Below are 18,348 nucleotides of genomic sequence, written 5' to 3'. Positions count from 1 at the left end.
CGGCCGAAGGGCCCGATCCATGACGAGGGGATCGGGCCCTTCGGTATTGTCAGCGACAATGTCACAGGATGCGAATACGGGACGAATGTATGCCGGGCAACCCGTAGAGGACCGGCAACGCCAGCGGCGTGCGCGTTTTCTGGAGTCAGGCCTGACGGTCTTCGCGCGCGACGGGTACGCCAACAGTTCGGTCGGTGCCATCTGTAAGGACGCGGGACTCTCGTCCCGTCAGTTCTACGAGGAGTTCACCGGCCGCGAGTCGCTGCTGTTGGAACTGTACGAGCAGATCGATCGGCAATCGCGCGAAGCGGTCGCCGTCGCTCTCGAAGCCAAGACCGACGCACCGGTGCTCGAGCAGATCGAGACCGCCGTTCGCGCCTATGTCGAGGCGATCGGGGCCGATCCGCGCAAGGCACGGGTGGCGCTGGTCGAAGTGGTCGGCGCCGGCCCCAAGGTCGAGAAGTTCCGGCTGGAGCTGCGGCGGGTGTGGGGGTCGCTGCTGGCCAGTGCCGCCGAGGACGCCGCCATGCACGGTGAGATCCCGCCCGGCGACTACGAGTTGCGCGTGCTGGCGATCATCGGCGCGGTCAACTATGTCGTCGACGGCTGGAGCGGCTCGGATCCGAGGCCGCCGCTGGACGACGTGATCCAGGTGCTGAGTCGGGTGATTCTCGGTGCGGTAGGGGCCTGATGCCCCGGGTCGAGGTCGTCCCGATCCAGGTTCCCGACGGAACCACACTGCCCGTGCGGCTCATTCCGGCGCGTGGCTCACACCGGCATCCGGTCACGCCGGACGCGCCGCGGCCCGTCGTCGTCATCGTGCCCGGCCTCGCCGTGCCGGGAGAGTTCTACGAGTACTTCGGCGATTGCCTGGCCCAGCGCGGTTTCGACGTGGCCATCGGCGAGCTGCGCGGCAACGGCGACAGCACGCACCGGCCCGATGCCGACAGTGCCTACGGCTACCACGAATTGGCCTCGGTCGACTTCCCGGCGATGCTGCAGGCGGTGCGCGCCCGATTCCCCGACAGCACCCCGTACCTGCTCGGCCACAGCATGGGCGGGCAGCTCTCCGTCATGTACGCGGCCAGGGCGCGTGGCCGGATCGCGGGGCTGATCCTGGTCGCTTCGGGCACACCGTATTTCCGCGGGTATCGCGGCGTGCTCGGGCCAGGGATGCTGGTCGGCACGGCGGCGGTGGCGGTCGCGTCGAATCTGGCCGGGTTCTGGCCGGGCGACATGCTCGGCCGCCGTGCCTACGGCAGGCAGTCCAAGGTGCTCATGTCGGATTGGGCCCGGCTGGCCCGCACCGGACGTTTCGTGCCCGTCGGCGCCGATATCGACTACGAGGAACGGATCTCGCGGTTGAAGTTCCCCGTCCTGTCGATCACCATCGCCGGTGACGACCTGGCGCCGCAGACCTCCGCCGACCACCTGCTGAGCAAACTGCCCGCCGCGCAGGTCACCCGGTGGTTCCAGCCGGAGGCACTGGGGCACAACGGCTGGATCACCAATCCGGACTCCACCGTCGACGTCGTCGAGAAGTGGCTGCGCGACCGCTGAGGCCTACGCCGAGCGACGGTCCTCGATCAGCATCTGCGTGAAGAACTCGTAGACCAGGGTGGACAGGAACGCCGCCTGCTTGTTGTCGGCCGCGCCGCCGTGCCCGCCCTCGATGTTCTCGTAGTACCAGACGGTGCGGTCCTGGGATTCCAGCAGCGCTGCCATCTTTCGCGCGTGCCCGGGGTGCACCCGGTCGTCGCGGGTGGAGGTGGCGAGCAGGATCGGCGGGTACTGCTTGCCGGTGTCGGTGTTCTGATACGGCGAGTACTCGCTGATGTAGGCCCATTCCTCCGGCTTGTCCGGGTCGCCGTACTCGGCCACCCAGGACGCGCCCGCCAGCAGCAGGTGGTAGCGCCGCATGTCCAGCAGCGGCACCTGGCAGACGATCGCGCCGAACAGTTCCGGGTAGCGGGTGAGCATGACGCCCATCAGCAGACCGCCGTTGCTGCCGCCGATCGCGCCGAGCCGGTCGGGGGTGGTGATGCCGCGGGTCACCAGGTCGCGCGCGACCGCGGCGAAGTCCTCGAAGGCGCGGTGCCGGTGTTCCTTCAGTGCCGCGGTGTGCCATTCGGGGCCGTATTCGCCGCCGCCGCGGATATTGGCCGTCACATAGGTGCCGCCGCGTTCCAGCCACCCCATACCGGCGGAGCCGAGATACAGCGGGGTCTTGGAGATCTCGAATCCGCCGTAGCCGTTCATGATGGTCGGGCCGGGTGTTCCGCGACGGTCACGGTGACGAATCACGAAGTAGGGGACGGACGTTCCGTCGTCGGAGGTCGCGAAGAACTGCTCGGTCTCGATGCCGGTGGCGTCGAAATAGGCGGGCGCCTGCTTGAGTACGGTGGCCGACTCGCCGACGGCGCTGCTGAGCAGCGTGGTCGGCGTGGTGAATCCGGTAGTGGTGAGCATGAATTCGTCGCCACCGTCGAGCGGGTCGAGGTTGTTCACCGAGGTGCTGGCCATGGCGGGTGAGTCGGCGAGTTCGGCTTCGGTCCAGCCGTCGGGTCCGGGGGTGAGCACGCGCAGCCCGGTCTGCACATCGCGCAGAGTCGTGAGGATCAGGTGGTTCTCGGTCCAGCCCCACGATTCCAGCGAGGTGTGCGGGTCGGGGGCGAACAACACTTCGAATTCGCGTGCGCCGGCGAGGAAGTCGTTCAGATTCGTGACCAGGAGACTGCCGGGAAGGTAGGTGGTCTCGCCCGGCGTCCACGCGGTCTTCAGGCGCACCAGGAGCCAGTCGCGGTACCAGTCGACATCGGCGTCGGTAGGCGTTTCGATCAGGCGCCACGCGCCGTCGTCGAGCAGGGACACCTCGCTGTTGAAGAAGTCCGTCGACCGGTGCAGATAGTGCCGCTCGTAGCCGGGGTGGCGATCGTAGCCGGCGCTGATCGAGACATCGCCCGGCTTTCCCTCATACACCGTTTCCGCGACGGCCAAGTCGGTGCCGCGCCGCCAGCGCTTGGCGATGCGCGGGTAGCCGGAATCGGTGAGCGAGCCGGGGCCGAAATCGGTTCCGACATAGACGGTATCGGCGTCGATCCAGCCGATCCGGGACTTGGCCTCGGGCAGGGAGAACCCGCCGTCCGCCGGGGCGATGAATGACCTTGTGGTCAGGTCGAATTCACGCTCGACGGTCGCGTCGGCGCCACCTCGGGACAGGTGGATGATGGCGCGCTCCTGGCTGGGCCGCAGGACCGCCGCGCCCGACCACACCCAGTTCTCCCCGTCGGCTTCGGCGAGCGCGTCGACGTCGATCAGCACATCCCACTCGGGGTCGTCGGTGGCGTAGGACTCGAAGGTGGTCCGCCGCCACAGCCCGCGCTGGTGCTCGGCATCGCGCCAGAAGTTGTAGAGCCACGGCCCGCGCCTGCCGGGGTAGGCGATCTTGGTGTCGTCGTCGAGCATGGCGAGCACGCGCCGCTCCAGCTCGGCGAACCGATCCGTCGCCGCGAACCGCTGCTGCACCACCTCGTTGCGGGCGCGCGCCCAGTCCAACGCGGCCTCGTCGGTCACTTCCTCGAGCCAGAGATACGGATCCGTCACGTCCTGCTCAACGCCACTCATCCCCACATTGTTGCCGATGTGGCCGATCACATCCCAGGGCGGCGTGTTCACGGCATCGAGCTGCGGCGATATGGTCTCCTGGACGGGTGACCTCGCTACAGACAGCGGTACGCATCGGGTCTCCGACCCTCAACCTCGTCTTGGCCACCTGGGTTTCGGCCGTCAATTTCTGGGCGTGGAACCTCATCGGTCCCCTCTCGCCGACCTACGCCGACAAAATGGCCCTGAGCAGCATGGCGGCCTCGATCATGGTGGCCATGCCGATCCTGGTCGGCTCGCTGGGGCGGATCGTGTCCGGCGCGCTCACCGACCGGATCGGTGGCCGGACGATGTTCATCGGGGTCTCGCTGGCCGCGATCGTTCCGGTTGTCCTTGTCGGTATCGCGGGCAGTATCGAGTCCTATCCGCTGATGCTGGTGTCGGCCCTGCTGCTCGGCATCCCCGGCACGATCTTCGCCGTCGGCATCCCGTTCGCGAACTCCTGGTACGTGCCAGCGCGGCGTGGTTTCGCGACCGGAGTCTTCGGTGCGGGCATGGTCGGCACGGCGGTGTCGGCGTTCTTCACCCCGCGCTTCGTCCGCTGGTTCGGGTTGCTGCCGACGCACCTGATCGTGGCCGCCGCGCTCGCGGTGACCGCGGTGCTGTGCATCCTGTTCATGCGGAACTCACCGGAGTTCACGCCGAACACCGATCCGGTGGTTCCCAAACTGCGCGCGGCGATGAAACTCGGTGTCACCTGGGAGATGTCGTTTCTCTACGCCGTGGTGTTCGGCGGGTTCGTCGCCTTCAGTTCGTATCTGCCGACCTACATCAAGAACGTCTACGGCTTCTCCGCGGTGGACGCGGGCACCCGCACGGCCGCCTTCGCCCTCGCCGCGGTGATCGCCAGGCCCGTCGGCGGCGCGCTCTCGGATCGGATCGCACCCAAGTACATCGTGGTCACCTCGCTGGCGGGCACCGCGGTGATGGCGGTGATCGCGTCCTTCAAGCCGCCCGCCGATGTCGCCTCGGCCTGCACCTTCATTGCGATGGCGCTGTTCCTCGGGATCGGCACCGGTGGTGTCTTCGCCTGGGTGGCGCGGCGTTCGCCCGCGTCCAATGTCGGCAGCGTGACCGGAATCGTCTCCGCCGCGGGCGGTCTCGGCGGCTACTTCCCACCGCTGATCATGGGCGTCACCTACGACGAGCAAGGCCACGACTACACGGTGGGTCTGCTGCTGCTCGCGGCGACCGCGCTCGCCGCGCTGCTCTACACGGCGTTCAAACTGCACGCCCACGAATAGCCCGCCCGATCCGACCGCACAGAAGGAGAGCGCACGTGGCAACCCAGGAGCGCATCGGCGGCCCCATCGAGGACCTGCTCGTGCGCAGCGGGCGGTTCTTCACCCCCGGTACCGAATCCGCCGACCTGCGCACCGTCACCAGGGCGGGCGGGCGCGAAGGCGACGTCTTCTATCGCAACCGCTGGAGCCACGACAAGGTGGTGCGCTCGACCCACGGCGTGAACTGCACGGGTTCGTGCTCGTGGAAGATCTACGTCAAGGACGACATCATCACCTGGGAGACCCAGGAGACCGACTACCCCTCGGCGGGTCCCGACCGGCCGGAATACGAACCACGCGGCTGTCCACGCGGCGCGGCCTTCTCCTGGTACACCTACTCGCCCACCCGCGTCCGGTATCCGTACGCGCGCGGCGTACTCGTCGAGCTGTACCGCGAGGCCAAGGCCCGCCTCGGCGATCCCGTGCTGGCCTGGGCCGATCTACAGGCCGACCCGGAGCGCCGCCGCCGCTACCAACAGGCAAGGGGCAAGGGCGGTTTGGTCCGCGTGAGCTGGGACGAGGCGGTGGAGATGATCGCCGCCGCGCACGTGCACACCATCAAGACCTACGGCCCGGACCGGGTCGCCGGGTTCTCGCCGATCCCCGCGATGTCGATGATCTCCTTCGCGGCGGGCTCGCGATTCATCGAGCTCATCGGCGGCGCGATGACCTCGTTCTACGACTGGTACGCCGACCTGCCGGTGGCCTCGCCCCAGGTGTTCGGCGATCAGACCGACGTGCCAGAGTCCGGCGATTGGTGGGACGCGTCGTACCTGCTCATGTGGGGTTCCAATGTGCCGGTCACCCGGACACCGGACGCGCACTGGATGGCCGAGGTCCGCTATCGCGGCACCAAGATCGTCACCGTCAGCCCCGACTACGCCGACAACACCAAGTTCGCCGACGAGTGGATGCCGTGCGCGGCGGGCACCGACGGCGCGCTGGCGATGGCCATGGGGCACGTCATCGCCACCGAGTACTACGTGCGCAGGCGGGAACCGTTCTTCGTCGACTACGTCCGCCAGTTCACCGACCTGCCGTTCCTCATCACCCTGGAGGAGCGGGACGGGCGACTGGTTCCCGGGAAGAACCTCACCGCGGCCGATCTCGGCGGTATCGAGGAGAACGCGGCGTTCAAGCCGGTCTTCGTCGACGGCGTCACCGGCGCGGTCGTGGTCCCGCACGGGTCACTCGGCTTCCGCTACGGACCCGACGGGGTCGGCAAGTGGAACCTGGACCTCGGCGAGCTGGCGCCTGCGCTGACCGTCGCCGAGGCGGGGGAGCCTCAGGTCGAGGCGGCCCGCATCACGGTGCCGCGCTTCGACACCGTCGACGGGCACGGCGAGACCATGGAGCGGGGTGTTCCCGTCCGGGTGGTCGCGGGCAGGCGGGTGTGCACGGTCTTCGATCTGATGCTCGCCCAGTACGGTGTCGCCCGGCCCGGCCTGCCGGGGACGTGGCCGCGTGACTACGACGACGCCGACACCCCGTACACCCCGGCGTGGCAGGAACCGATCACGGGAGTGTCCGCGGCACAGGTCATCCGGATCGCCAGGGAGTTCGCGAACAACGCGGTGGATTCCGGCGGCCGGACCATGGTGATCATGGGCGCTGGCATCTGCCAGTGGTTCCACGGCGACGCCACCTATCGCGCGATCCTGTCGCTGCTGCTGCTCACCGGGTCGATGGGCCGCAACGGCGGCGGCTGGGCCCACTACGTCGGGCAGGAGAAGTGCAGGCCGGTGACCGGCTGGGCGACGGTGGCGATGGGTACCGACTGGTCGCGCCCGCCGCGTCAGATGGCGGGCACCTCCTACTGGTACGTGCACACCGACCAGTGGCGCTACGACGGCTATCGCGCCGACGCGCTCGCCGCGCCGACCGGTCGCGGCCGGTTCAAGGACAAGCACACGATGGACGTGCTGAGCGCCGCCGTCGCGATGGGCTGGACGCCGTTCTTCCCCCAGTTCGACCGGTCCAGCCTCGAGCTGGCCGACGCCGCGGAGACGGCGGGGGTCGACCCGGTGCAGTACACCGTCGACCAGCTGGCCAGTGGCGAGCTGCGATTCGCGCTACAGGACCCGGACGACCCGAAGAACTGGCCGCGGGTGCTGAGTGTCTGGCGGGCGAACCTGCTCGGCTCCTCGTCCAAGGGCAACGAGTACTTCCTGAAGCACCTGCTCGGCACCACCTCGAACGTGCAGGCCGAGCCGACACCGCCGCAGACCCGCCCGGTTGGCACCACCTGGTCCGGCGAACTGCCCGAGGGCAAGCTCGACCTGCTGCTGTCGATCGACTTCCGGATGACCTCGACCACCCTGTTCTCGGATGTGGTGCTGCCCGCGGCGACCTGGTACGAGAAGGCCGACCTGTCCAGCACCGACATGCACCCCTACATCCACGCCTTCACCCCGGCGATCGATCCGCCATGGGAAACCCGTTCGGACTTCGACGCTTTCGGTGCCATCGCCCGCAGCTTCTCGACCATGGCCGCCAAGCATCTCGGCACGCGCACCGACATCGTCATGGGCACCTTGCAGCACGACACCCCGGGCGCGATGGCCTATCCCGGTGGCGTGGAATCGGATTGGCGGAGCACCGGCGAGAAACCGGTGCCGGGCAAGACGATGGGACCGTTGGTCGTCGTCGAACGCGACTATGCCGCGATCGCCGAGAAGTGGACGGCGCTCGGGCCGCTGGTGGAGAAGGCGGGCCTGACCACCAAGGGGATCACGGTGATCCCCGATCAGGAGGTCGTCGAACTCGGGAAGCTGCACGGTGTCATGAATTCCGGTGTGGCGGAAGGACATCCGGCGCTCGATACCGCCGAGAAGATGGCCGAGACCGTCCTGCGCCTGTCCGGCACATCCAACGGCAGGCTCTCGGTGGCGGGTTTCCGGGAACTGGAGGAGCGCACCGGGCGCGAGCTTGTCCACCTCGCCGAGGGCAGCGAGGAGAAGCGGATCACCTTCGCCGACACCCAGGCCAGGCCGGTGCCGGTGATCACCAGCCCCGAATGGTCGGGCAGCGAGACCGGCGGTCGCAGATACGCGCCGTTCACGGTGAATATCGAGCAGCTCAAGCCCTTTCACACGCTCACCGGGCGGATGCACTTCTACCTCGACCACGACTGGATCGAGGAACTGGGTGAGGCGCTGCCGATCTACCGGCCGCCGCTGGATATGGCCCGGCTCTTCGGCGAACCGCCGATCGGTGCGCAGCGCGACGGAATCGGCATCACCGTGCGCTATCTGACGCCGCACTCGAAGTGGTCGATCCACTCGGAGTACCAGGACAACCTGCTGATGCTCTCGCTCTCCCGTGGCGGGCCCACGATGTGGATGAGCCCGGCCGACGCCGCGAAGATCGGTGTCGCCGACAACGAGTGGGTGGAGGCCGACAATCGCAACGGCGTGCTGGTGTGCCGCGCGATCGTCTCGCACCGGATGCCCGAGGGCGTGGTGTACGTCCACCACGCCCAGGAGCGCACCATCGACGTCCCGTTGACCGAGAAGACGGGAACCCGTGGCGGCATCCACAATTCGCTCACCCGGCTGCTGGTCAAGCCGTCGCATCTGGCGGGCGGCTACGCCCAGACCGCCTTCGCGTTCAACTATCTCGGCCCCACCGGAAACCAGCGCGACGAGGTCACGGTGGTCCGTCGCCGCGGCCAGGAGGTGACGTACTGATGAAGGTCATGGCGCAACTGGCGATGGTGATGAACCTCGACAAGTGCATCGGCTGCCACACCTGCTCGGTGACCTGCAAGCAGGCGTGGACCAACCGCGCCGGCACCGAGTACGTCTGGTTCAACAATGTGGAAACCCGTCCGGGACAGGGCTATCCGCGCACCTACGAAGACCAGGAGAAGTGGCGCGGCGGCTGGGTTCGCGAGCGCAACGGCAGGCTGAACCTGCGCGACGGCGGGCGCTATGCCAAGCTCGCGCGCATCTTCTCCAACCCGAAGATGCCGGCCATGGAGGACTACTACGAGCCGTGGACCTACGACTACGAGAACCTGACCAACGCGCCGCTGGGTGAGCAGTTCCCGGTCGCCCCGCCGCGCAGCCTGATCAGCGGCAAGCCGATGAAGGTCAGCTGGTCGGCGAACTGGGACGACAACCTGGCCGGTTCGCCGGATATCGTGCCGGGCGACCCGGTGCTGGCGCGGGTGAGCGAGAATGTCAAGCTCGACCTCGAGCAGACGTTCATGTTCTACCTGCCGCGCATCTGCGAGCACTGCCTCAATCCCGCCTGTGTGGCGTCGTGCCCGTCGGGCGCGATGTACAAGCGCAGCGAGGACGGCATCGTGCTCGTCGACCAGGACAAGTGCCGCGGCTGGCGGATGTGTGTGTCCGGATGTCCGTACAAGAAGGTGTATTTCAACCACAAGACCGGCAAGGCCGAGAAGTGCACGTTCTGCTATCCGCGCGTCGAGGTGGGGCTGCCGACGGTCTGCGCGGAGACCTGCGTCGGGCGGCTGCGCTACATCGGCCTGATCTTCTACGACGTGGACCGGGTGCTGGACGCCGCCACCGTGGCCGCGGACACGGACCTGTACGAGGCGCAGCTGGATGTGCTGCTCGACCCGAACGACCCCGAGGTCGTCGCCGGCGCGCGAGCCTCCGGCATCCCCGACACCTGGATCGAGGCGGCGCGGCGGTCACCGATTCACGCACTGCTCAAGGACTTCCGGGTCGCGCTGCCGCTGCATCCGGAGTACCGGACCATGCCGATGGTCTGGTACATCCCGCCGCTGTCGCCGGTGGTCGACGCGGTCAGCCGCGACGGGCACGACGGTGAGGACGTCGGAAACCTGTTCGGCGCACTCGAATCGCTCCGCATTCCCCTGGAGTACCTGGCCGGACTGTTCACCGCGGGCGACACCGAGCCGGTGGCGGCGGTGCTGCGCAAGCTCGCCGCGATGCGCGCCTATATGCGCGATATCAACCTCGGACGTGCACCGCAGGAACACATTCCGGCCGCCGTCGGCATGACCGAGGAACAGGTCTACCGCATGTACCGGCTGCTCGCCCTCGCAAAATACGAGGACAGGTACGTGATTCCATCGGCCTACGCCGAGCTGGGGCATCGGCTGGAGGAGTCGGTGAGCGATTGCGCGCTCGACCTCGACGGCGGGCCTGGCATGTACGAGCAGGCGTCGGGGCCGTTCGGGGAGACCAGCGGCGCGCCGGTGCCGGTGGCCGTCGAGACGTTCCACGCGCTCAAACAGCGCCAGACCAGTGAATCCATCGGCAGCGGGGCTCGGGTGAATCTGCTCAACTGGGACGGCAAGGGCAGGCCGACGGGCATGTTCCCGGGTGGGCGATGATGTCGCCGCGGCGCCGGTCGGCCCGGCGCACCGAGCGGCACCGGATCGTCTGGCAGGCGGCCTCGCTGCTGCTCGCCTATCCCGACGCCGGTCACCGCGCGCGGCTCGATCTCGTCGACCAGCTGTGCGCGCATCTGCCGCCGGAGCAGGCCGCGCCGTTGCGGACCGCGGCCCTGCGTGCGATGCCGGAAACCGTTGCCGCCCAGTGCTACGTCGACACCTTCGATCTGCGCAGGCACTCGACACTGCTGCTCACCTATTGGACCGACGGCGACACCCGCAATCGCGGCATGGCGATGCTGGCGTTCAGCGACACCTACCGCGCCGCAGGCGTGCGCCCGCCCGTCGGCGAGGTGCCCGATCACCTCGCCGTTGTGCTCGAATTCGCGGCCACCGTCGACCCCGTCGCGGGAGCCGCGCTGCTGACCGCGCACCGCCGGGCGATCGATGCGATCGGGCTGGCACTGACCCAGGACGAATCGCCCTACGCCCCGGTGCTCGCCGCGATCGCCGCCACCCTGCCCGCCGCGACCGACCACGACCTCGGCCTGGCCCGGCGGCTCGTCGAGGCGGGACCGCCCGCCGAATCGGTCGGCCTCGCGCCGTTCACGCTCACCGTGCCGCCGCGCCGTACCGCATCCGACCTGGCTCCAGCGAAAGGACACCGGTGACATGGCAGATTCCGTCTCCGCCGGCGAGATCTATTGGGACATCGTCCCGTACGTGAGTCTGGCGATGCTGGCCGTCGGCACCTGGTGGCGCTATCGCTACGACAAGTTCGGCTGGACCACCCGCTCCTCGCAGCTCTACGAGAGCAGGCTGCTGCGGATCGGCAGCCCGATGTTCCACTTCGGCATGCTGGTGGTGATCGTCGGGCACATCATCGGGCTGGTGATTCCCGAATCCTGGACCGACGCCGTCGGGATCAGCCAGCACGTCTATCACATCCAGGCGATCACGCTCGGCTCCATCGCGGGCGTCGCGACGCTGACCGGGATCGGGCTGCTGGTCTACCGGCGGCGGGTCAACGGGCCGGTGTTCACCGCGACCACGGTCAACGACAAGATCATGTACCTGGTCCTGATCGCCGCCCTGGTGACCGGACTGGCGACCACCCTGATCGGCTCCGGCGCCATCGGCCCCGAACACAACTACCGCGAGACCGTGGCGCCGTGGTTCCGCTCGATCTGGATACTGCGGCCGCGCGGCGATCTGATGGCGCAGGCGCCGCTGTCGTTCCACATCCACGTGACGATCGCGCTGATCCTGTTCGCGATCTGGCCGTTCACCCGGCTCGTGCACGCGTTCAGCGCGCCGTTCGGCTACCTGTTCCGGCCCTACATCGTCTACCGGACGCGGGAGAGCGCGAAGCAGGGCGAGCTGGTCGGCTCGCGGCCGCAGCGACGGGGTTGGTGAGTCACCAGTAGTGGGCGACGTCGACCACCACGCGCGAACCCGAGCCGGGGCCGTCGAGGGTGAAGACGCGGAACGGCAGGCGGGCGCGGACACCGAGTCCGAGGGTGGTCTGGCCTTCGAACGACCCGGCCCAGGACACCTGGCGGAAGGTGGAATAGCCACCGACGCCGACGAGTTCGGTGCTGTTCGCCGGGTGGTAGGTGCTGTTGCCCGCGGTGTCGTACGCGGGAGCTTGGACGACGACCTGGAGGTTCGCACCGCCGCGCAGGGGGACCGGCGCGCCCGAGCCGTCCATGGTGACCGAGTCGACGTAGCCGACCCGGTAGCCGGCGGCAGGGCCGGTCACGTCGACGACGAGCCGGTCGAAGCACTCGTGGCGGCCCGCCCTGACGTCGCCGACCGTGCCGGTGGAGTAATTCGTGGCCGACTCGTCGAGCGAGCCCCAGACCAGTCCGCAGTAGGAGGGTGTCGCCGCGGCGGGCAGGGTCCATAGGCCTGCGCAGGCCGCGATCGTGGCGAGGAATATGAGGACGCGACGCATGTCGCACCGCCTTCGGGGCAGTGGGATGAAGTACTGATTAATCGGACGAATCAGACATCGCGTTAGCGTCGGTCCGATTCCGGTCGCATTGCGAAACGTAGGATCGCTGGTCACGACTCATGAACCGGAGGTGAAGCGTGCCGCCCTTCCTGTGGGAGCAGCATTGCTGTCTGCCGTTGCATCACACGGCGCGGATCGGCGAGCTCGCCCGGTATCCGCTGGGTTCGTATCTGTCGGTCAATGTGGGCTATTCGGCACAGACCACCGAGGATTCGCTGGCGCTGCTGCGTCAGTTCCGGGGCCAGGCGGCGGCCGATCCACGGTTCCGGCTGGTGACGAGCCTGGCCGATATCGGCGACGACGCGATCGCACTCGCCTTCGACCTGGAGGACTCCGGCCCGCTCTGCGGCGATCTGGACAACGTCGAGATGTTCTACCGGCTCGGCGTGCGCTCGCTGCTGCCCACTTACAACCACGCCAACGCTGCTGGCTGCGGGTGTCTCGACACCGAGGACACCGGCCTCACCGGCTATGGAAAAGACCTGGTGCGCAAGCTCAACGAGGTCGGCATGTTTGCCGACGGTTCGCACTGCTCGCGGCGCACCGGCCTCGACATCGCCACGCACACGGCCGTGCCGATGATCTACAGCCACTCCAATTTCGCCGCGCTGTGGGAACACCCGCGCAACATCACCGACGAGCAGGCCCGAGCCTGCGCTGCGACGGGTGGGGTGATCGGCATCAACGGAGTGGGAATCTTCCTAGGGCACAACGAGCCTGGCGAGCGGGCCGAACGGGTCGCGGCGATGGCCGACCAGATTCGCTACGGTGTCGACCTGCTCGGGATCGAGCACATCGGGGTCAGCTCGGACTATTCGTTCGACGGCCAGGAATTCAACGACGAGATCCGCGACAACCCCGGCGCCTTCTCGGAGTCCTACACGAAGTGGGGACCCCTGCACTGGACACCCCCCGAGGACCTGCTCGGCGAATCCGACGTCCCCGGCCTGGACGACCTCCTCGCCGACCGAGGCTTCACCCCGAACGAGCGCGCAGCCATCTTCGGCGGCAACTTCGCCCGCGTCGCAAGCCAAGTCTGGCGCGACTGATGTCCTGGACGAGTGATCACCACGCTCTCGGGTGAGTATCGCCCGAGAAGTGGCCACCACCAGCGCGTGGTGATCTTGATACGCCTTTGGCCCCGCCGGACCGAGGGATCGGTGTGGCGGGGCTGGGGCGTTCAGGCCAGGTGAACGAGCATCTTGCCGGTGTTGGCGCCGGTGAGGACGCCGAGGAAGGCGGCGGGGGCCTGGTCGAGGCCTTCGTAGACGGTTTCGGTGGTGCGCAGGGTGCCGTCGGCGAGCCAGCCCGCCGCCTTGGCGATGTACTCGCCGAAGATCGGGAAGTAGCTGGTTACCAGCATGCCGCGCAGGGTGGCTTCCTTCGTCGCCGCGAGGTAGAGGTCCGGTGTCTGCTGGGCGGTGGCGCCGTTGTAGCCGCTGATCGCGCCGACCAGGGCGATCCGGCCGTGCTGGTTGAGTGCCTCGATGGCGACCTTCAGGTGTTCGCCGCCGACGCTGTCGAGGTAGACGTCGACGCCGTCGGGGGCGGCGGCCGCGAGCTGTCCGGCGAGATCGCCTGCGCGGTAGTCGATGGCGGCGTCGAAACCGAACTCCGCGAGCAGCTTTCGGGTCTTGGCCGGTCCGCCCGCCGAGCCGATCACGCGCTTCGCGCCGAGCGCCTTGGCGATCTGGCCCGCCACGCTGCCGACCGCGCCCGCGGCGGCCGAGATGAACACGGTGTCGCCGGGCTTGACCTGGGCGACGTCGGTCAGTGCGGCGTAGGCGGTGAGCCCCGTGGTGCCGAGCACACTCAGGAAGTGCTGCGGCGCTGCCAGTTCCGGGTCGATCGGGGTCGCGGTCGCGGCGTCGACGATCGCGTGTTCGCGCCAGCCGGCGAAGTGCGAGACCGTGGTGCCGACCGCGATATCGGCGGCGCGGGAGGCGATCACCTCACCGACGGCCGAACCATCCAGTGCCGCACCGAGTTCGAACGGCGGGATGTAGGACTCCTTGTCGTCCATCCGGCCGCGCATGTACGGGTCGACCGACATCCAGGTGTTCCGGACGAGGATCTGGCCGTCTTCCAAGGCGGGCAGCTCGCGCTCGACCAGGGCGAAATCGGTCGCCACCGGAGCGCCGTCCGGCCGGGCGGCCAGGTGGATCTCGCGGGTGTGGGTGGGCAGCGCTGCGGTGGTCGTGGTCGACATGATCGAGCCTTCTTTCGAGGTCAGCCGGTGTTTCTCTCCGGTGCTGACTACGTTATGGCGGCCGGGCCCGCGCTCCCAGGTCCGCGGACGCCACCACCCGGTCCGTTCACGACACGGTCGCCGCGTGCCGGACGCTCGACATGTCAGCGGCGCCCCGGCGAGTGGAGATGCCGTACCGCCGGGCCGTGTGGGCTCACCGTGCGCGTGATGCGGTCGGCGCGGCACCGGTCCATCGGTGGAACGCCTTGCGCAGGGCGCGGTCATCGGTGAAGGCGAGTCGCTGCGCCACGGTCGAGGTGCTGTGACCCTGGCGCAGAAGGTCTTTCGCGCGCTCGTGACGGAGCAGGTCGAGTTCGTCGCGCCACGAGGTGCCATGCTCGGCCAGGTGGCGTTGCAGGGTGCGCTCGCTCATGGCAAGGCTTTTCGCGACGCGGGGCAGGGCCGGGTCGCCCGCGTCAAGGGCTGCGCCGAGGGCGATGCGGAAAGCGTCGAGGGGGTCGGCGATCGGGCGGGCGGAGGCCAGGACCAGGTCGGCGTGGCTGCGCATCAGGTCGGACAGCATCGGGTCGGCGCGGGCGAGTGGTGCGTTGGCATCGTCGGCGTGGAAGGTGATCGCATCCGCCTCGGCGTCGAATTCGATGTCGGCGGTGCCGAATACGGCGATCAGCCCGGTGCGGTCGGCAGGCGCGGGGTGGCCGAAGCTCACCCGGGCAGGCACGAGCGGTCGGCCGAGCGCTTCGCGCGCGCGGCGCAGGTAGTAGGCGAGCACGTACTCGTTGACCACCGAGGCCACCGCCGGATCGCCGGCCGAGGTCCGGTAGCCGATGGTGAGATCGCCGTCGCCGGACAGATCGAAGCCCTCGGTGGCCGCGGTGACCAGGCGGTGATACGGCTTGGCGGCGCACAGCGAATCCGCCAGTGTCGCACCGGTGGTCACCAGATAGTCCCAGGTATTGAGTGAGCCGAGCGGCGCGGCGGCGGCGATCGCGGCCCCCGATCCGGCGCCGGGTCGCGCCTGCGCGATCAACTCCCACAACCGCAGCAGGGAGCTCATCGGGATCCGGTTGAGCTCCCCGCGCAGGATCACCTCGTCGGTGCCTGGGACCCGCGCCAGCTGGTCCTCGGCCACGCCCGCCGTCTTCGCGGCCTGGACGAGCAGCCGGACGAGATGGGTGGACGCCGTGCCGTCGAGACGGCTACCGATCCCGTCCGCCGACGTAGCACCACTCACCCCCCGACCCTACTGCGCCGGTCCGCGGGTCGGTCCGCGGTGACTGAGCTCGCCCGGCCACGGCTTCGACGACGTTCACCCGGCCACGGTGGCGATGTCAGGTGGCCGGGTGGATCGTGGGTCAGGCCGAGGTTTCGATGGTCAGCCCCGCGTCGGCCCAGTCCTGGATGCCCTCGCGGTACTTGCGGATGTTGGTGTAGCCCAGCGCTTCCAGCTTGCTCGCGACGGCCTGGCTGTTGCCGCACGCCGCGTTCGAGCAGTAGGTCACGATGGCCGCGTCGCGGTCGGGGAGGAGGTCGGGGGCGCGGTCGGCGACGTCGTCCTCGATCAGGTTGAGGGCGCCGGGAAGGTGTGCCTTGGCGTAGTACTCGGGGCCGAGGGCGTCGAGCACGGTCACGGTGTTCGCCGCGATTTCCTTCGCCAGTTCGTCGCGGGTGATGAGTGCGGTCATGGGGTCCACCTCGGTCGTCGAAAGAATTTATGTGCGTGCACACGCTACTAATTGTGTGCGCACGCACGCAAGTGGTTTAGGGTGGTGTGGTGCTGAACGAACAGCCGTCCCGTCGTCCCGCGGTCGCCGCGTGGGCCGCGTTGCTGCAGGTGCACGCCGCCCTCGTCCCCGAGCTCGACGCCGAACTGCGCAAAGCCTGTGGACTACCGCTGACCTGGTACGACGTTCTCCTCGAGCTCGATGCCGCCGGGCCGATGCGGATGAGCGACCTCGGCGAGAAGGTCGTCCTCAGCCGTACCAGGGTGAGTCGTCTTGTCGCGGAACTGGAATCGAACGGCCTGCTGTCTCGCGAGACCAACCCCGACGACGGCAGATCCGCGCTCGTGGCCATCTCCGACCTCGGACGGCAGCGGTTCCGCGAGGCCGCCCCGCACTACCTCGACGGCATCGAACGCCGGCTCGGCGCGCACGTGAGCCCCGACGAGCTCGCGGCCATGGCCGCCACTTTGCGCAAGGTGCTCGGCGCGACGGACCTGGCGCCGCCCGACCCCCGGCAACGGTGATCGGCGTACCGTCGCGGCCGGTCACGCGCACATCTCACCTATGTGGGGGACGGGTGGGTGAACTCCCCGAAACAGAGTTAGGCTCGGGGTCGTGACTTCCCACTACGATGTCGTCGTTCTCGGCGCTGGTCCCGGCGGATACGTCGCCGCGATCCGTGCCGCTCAACTCGGCCTGCGAACAGCGATTGTCGAGCAGAAATACTGGGGTGGCGTGTGCCTGAACGTGGGCTGCATCCCGTCCAAGGCACTGCTGCGCAACGCCGAACTGGCCCATATCTTCCACAAGGAAGCCAAGACCTTCGGCATCTCCGGTGAGGTCAGCTTCGACTTCGGCGCCGCCTTCGATCGCAGCCGTAAGGTGGCCGACGGGCGCGTCAAGGGCGTGCACTTCCTGATGAAGAAGAACAAGATCGACGAGTTCGACGGACTCGGTTCCTTCACCGGCCCGAACTCGCTCGATGTCGCCCTCACCAAGGGCGGCTCCGAGTCGATCACGTTCGACAACGTCATCATCGCCACCGGCACCACCACCAAGCTGCTGCCGGGCACCCAGCTCTCCGAGAACGTGGTCACCTACGAGGAGCAGATCCTCACCCGCGACCTGCCCGGCTCGATCCTGATCGTCGGCGCCGGCGCGATCGGCATGGAGTTCGCCTACGTCCTGAAGAACTACGGCGTCGACGTGCGGATCGTGGAGTTCCTCGATCGCGCGCTGCCGAACGAGGACGAGGACGTCTCCAAGGAGATCACCAAGCAGTACAAGAAGCTCGGCATCACCATCACCACCGGTGCGGCCGTGCAGACGATCGACGACGACGGCTCCAAGGTCACCGTCCAGATCAAGGACAACAAGTCCGGCGCGGTCGAGACCGTCACCGTCGACAAGGTGCTGCAGGCCGTCGGCTTCGCGCCGCGGGTCGACGGCTACGGCCTGGAGACCACCGGTGTCGCCCTCGAGCGCGGCGCCATCGCGATCGACGACCACATGCGCACCAACGTGCCGCACATCTACGCGATCGGTGACGTCACCGCCAAGCTGCAGCTCGCGCACGTCGCCGAGGCGCAGGGTGTGGTCGCCGCCGAGACCATCGCGGGCGCCGAGACCATGACCCTCGGTGACTACCGGATGATGCCGCGCGCCACCTTCTGTCAGCCGCAGGTCGCCAGCTTCGGTCTCACCGAGGCCCAGGCCCGCGACGAGGGCTACGACGTGAAGGTCGCGACCTTCCCGTTCACCGCCAACGGCAAGGCGCACGGCCTGGCCGACCCGACCGGTTTCGTGAAGCTCATCGCCGACAAGACCCACGGCGAACTCATCGGCGGCCACCTCATCGGCCCCGATGTCTCCGAGCTGCTGCCCGAGCTGACCCTGGCCCAGAAGTGGGACCTCACCGTCAACGAGCTCGCGCGCAACGTGCACACCCACCCGACGCTCAGCGAAGCGCTGCAGGAAGCGATCCACGGCCTCGCCGGCCACATGATCAACTTCTGAGCTGTGTTTGTTTGAGCGCTGGCGCGCTCGAGTTCGCGGCCCCTTGTGTCCCGCCGGTCAGGCACCGTTGCTTGCTCCTTCGTCGCCTACGCAACGGCACCTGACCG

15 protein-coding genes are annotated in these 18,348 nt (G+C 68.3%); 10 read left to right on the top strand and 5 right to left on the bottom strand.

What is annotated here, in order from left to right; translation table 11 throughout:
- Positions 1–58: 58 nt before the first annotated feature.
- Together ACWF82_RS29835 and ACWF82_RS29830 are read left to right on the top strand one after the other, a co-directional pair.
- A complete protein-coding gene (locus ACWF82_RS29835) occupies positions 59–691 on the top strand; it encodes a TetR/AcrR family transcriptional regulator (protein ID WP_229739626.1) in 633 nt (210 codons plus the stop codon).
- Complete coding sequence (locus ACWF82_RS29830; protein WP_452506554.1) at positions 691–1,560, top strand: alpha/beta hydrolase family protein; 870 nt, start codon at positions 691–693, stop codon at positions 1,558–1,560. The genes ACWF82_RS29835 and ACWF82_RS29830 overlap by 1 nt, the downstream gene beginning before the upstream one ends.
- Positions 1,561–1,563: 3 nt before the next feature.
- Here the strand turns inward: ACWF82_RS29830 and ACWF82_RS29825 are convergent, their stop codons facing one another.
- On the bottom strand, positions 1,564–3,624 hold the full coding sequence (locus ACWF82_RS29825; protein WP_452506553.1) for a prolyl oligopeptidase family serine peptidase: 2,061 nt from the start codon (positions 3,622–3,624) through the stop codon (positions 1,564–1,566).
- Positions 3,625–3,710: 86 nt separating this feature from the next.
- Between ACWF82_RS29825 and ACWF82_RS29820 the strand changes: the two genes are divergently transcribed.
- Genes ACWF82_RS29820 through narI form a run of 5 tightly spaced genes read left to right on the top strand, consistent with a single transcriptional unit; the run spans position 3,711 to position 11,694 of the window.
- Positions 3,711–4,907: an MFS transporter gene (locus ACWF82_RS29820; protein WP_452506551.1), complete on the top strand. Its 1,197-nt coding sequence runs from the start codon at positions 3,711–3,713 to the stop codon at positions 4,905–4,907.
- Positions 4,908–4,942: 35 nt separating this feature from the next.
- Positions 4,943–8,635, top strand: coding sequence for a nitrate reductase subunit alpha (locus ACWF82_RS29815; protein ID WP_452506549.1), 3,693 nt, complete (start codon positions 4,943–4,945; stop codon positions 8,633–8,635).
- Positions 8,635–10,278 (top strand): nitrate reductase subunit beta, encoded by a 1,644-nt coding sequence (narH, locus tag ACWF82_RS29810; protein ID WP_452506547.1) that lies wholly within the window; start codon positions 8,635–8,637, stop codon positions 10,276–10,278. Before ACWF82_RS29815 ends, narH begins: the two co-directional genes overlap by 1 nt.
- Positions 10,278–10,949, top strand: coding sequence for a nitrate reductase molybdenum cofactor assembly chaperone (gene narJ, locus ACWF82_RS29805; protein WP_452506608.1), 672 nt, complete (start codon positions 10,278–10,280; stop codon positions 10,947–10,949). Before narH ends, narJ begins: the two co-directional genes overlap by 1 nt.
- A gap of 1 nt (position 10,950) precedes the next feature.
- Positions 10,951–11,694: a respiratory nitrate reductase subunit gamma gene (gene narI, locus ACWF82_RS29800; protein ID WP_452506545.1), complete on the top strand. Its 744-nt coding sequence runs from the start codon at positions 10,951–10,953 to the stop codon at positions 11,692–11,694.
- 1 nt (position 11,695) lies between these two features.
- Here narI and ACWF82_RS29795 read toward each other — a convergent pair whose 3' ends face one another.
- Entirely contained in the window at positions 11,696–12,235 is a 540-nt protein-coding gene (locus ACWF82_RS29795; protein WP_452506543.1) for an AMIN-like domain-containing (lipo)protein, read from the bottom strand.
- Between the two features lie 137 nt (positions 12,236–12,372).
- Here ACWF82_RS29795 and ACWF82_RS29790 point away from each other — a divergent pair, with 137 nt between their 5' ends.
- The gene (locus ACWF82_RS29790) at positions 12,373–13,344 is read left to right on the top strand and encodes a dipeptidase (RefSeq protein ID WP_452506541.1); all 972 of its coding nucleotides are present in this window, start codon (positions 12,373–12,375) and stop codon (positions 13,342–13,344) included.
- 131 nt (positions 13,345–13,475) lie between these two features.
- Here ACWF82_RS29790 and ACWF82_RS29785 read toward each other — a convergent pair whose 3' ends face one another.
- From ACWF82_RS29785 to ACWF82_RS29775, 3 genes are all read right to left on the bottom strand, one after another.
- Positions 13,476–14,504 (bottom strand): NADP-dependent oxidoreductase, encoded by a 1,029-nt coding sequence (locus ACWF82_RS29785; RefSeq protein WP_452506539.1) that lies wholly within the window; start codon positions 14,502–14,504, stop codon positions 13,476–13,478.
- Between the two features lie 193 nt (positions 14,505–14,697).
- Complete coding sequence (locus ACWF82_RS29780; protein WP_452506537.1) at positions 14,698–15,735, bottom strand: AraC family transcriptional regulator ligand-binding domain-containing protein; 1,038 nt, start codon at positions 15,733–15,735, stop codon at positions 14,698–14,700.
- Positions 15,736–15,856: 121 nt separating this feature from the next.
- Positions 15,857–16,186, bottom strand: a complete 330-nt coding sequence (locus ACWF82_RS29775; RefSeq protein WP_452506535.1) for a rhodanese-like domain-containing protein — start codon at positions 16,184–16,186, stop codon at positions 15,857–15,859.
- A gap of 89 nt (positions 16,187–16,275) precedes the next feature.
- Between ACWF82_RS29775 and ACWF82_RS29770 the strand changes: the two genes are divergently transcribed.
- Together ACWF82_RS29770 and lpdA are read left to right on the top strand one after the other, a co-directional pair.
- Positions 16,276–16,749, top strand: coding sequence for a MarR family winged helix-turn-helix transcriptional regulator (locus ACWF82_RS29770; RefSeq protein WP_452506533.1), 474 nt, complete (start codon positions 16,276–16,278; stop codon positions 16,747–16,749).
- Between the two features lie 91 nt (positions 16,750–16,840).
- Positions 16,841–18,241, top strand: coding sequence for a dihydrolipoyl dehydrogenase (lpdA, locus tag ACWF82_RS29765; protein WP_452506531.1), 1,401 nt, complete (start codon positions 16,841–16,843; stop codon positions 18,239–18,241).
- Positions 18,242–18,348 lie beyond the last annotated feature (107 nt).

Source organism: Nocardia sp. NPDC055053 (genome assembly GCF_053608285.1).
The sequence above is the reverse complement of the archived record's forward strand: the minus strand, read 5'-3'. Positions and strand labels throughout refer to the sequence as shown.

What these genes read in the sequence shown, in the direction of transcription:
- ACWF82_RS29835 (WP_229739626.1), top strand. Translation starts at nt 59, where the DNA reads ATGTCACAGGATGCGAATACGGGACGAATGTATGCCGGGCAACCCGTA.
- ACWF82_RS29830 (WP_452506554.1), top strand. Translation starts at nt 691, where the DNA reads ATGCCCCGGGTCGAGGTCGTCCCGATCCAGGTTCCCGACGGAACCACA.
- ACWF82_RS29825 (WP_452506553.1), bottom strand. Translation starts at nt 3,624, where the DNA reads ATGAGTGGCGTTGAGCAGGACGTGACGGATCCGTATCTCTGGCTCGAG.
- narH (WP_452506547.1), top strand. Translation starts at nt 8,635, where the DNA reads ATGAAGGTCATGGCGCAACTGGCGATGGTGATGAACCTCGACAAGTGC.
- narJ (WP_452506608.1), top strand. Translation starts at nt 10,278, where the DNA reads ATGTCGCCGCGGCGCCGGTCGGCCCGGCGCACCGAGCGGCACCGGATC.
- narI (WP_452506545.1), top strand. Translation starts at nt 10,951, where the DNA reads ATGGCAGATTCCGTCTCCGCCGGCGAGATCTATTGGGACATCGTCCCG.
- ACWF82_RS29795 (WP_452506543.1), bottom strand. Translation starts at nt 12,235, where the DNA reads ATGCGTCGCGTCCTCATATTCCTCGCCACGATCGCGGCCTGCGCAGGC.
- ACWF82_RS29785 (WP_452506539.1), bottom strand. Translation starts at nt 14,504, where the DNA reads ATGTCGACCACGACCACCGCAGCGCTGCCCACCCACACCCGCGAGATC.
- ACWF82_RS29775 (WP_452506535.1), bottom strand. Translation starts at nt 16,186, where the DNA reads ATGACCGCACTCATCACCCGCGACGAACTGGCGAAGGAAATCGCGGCG.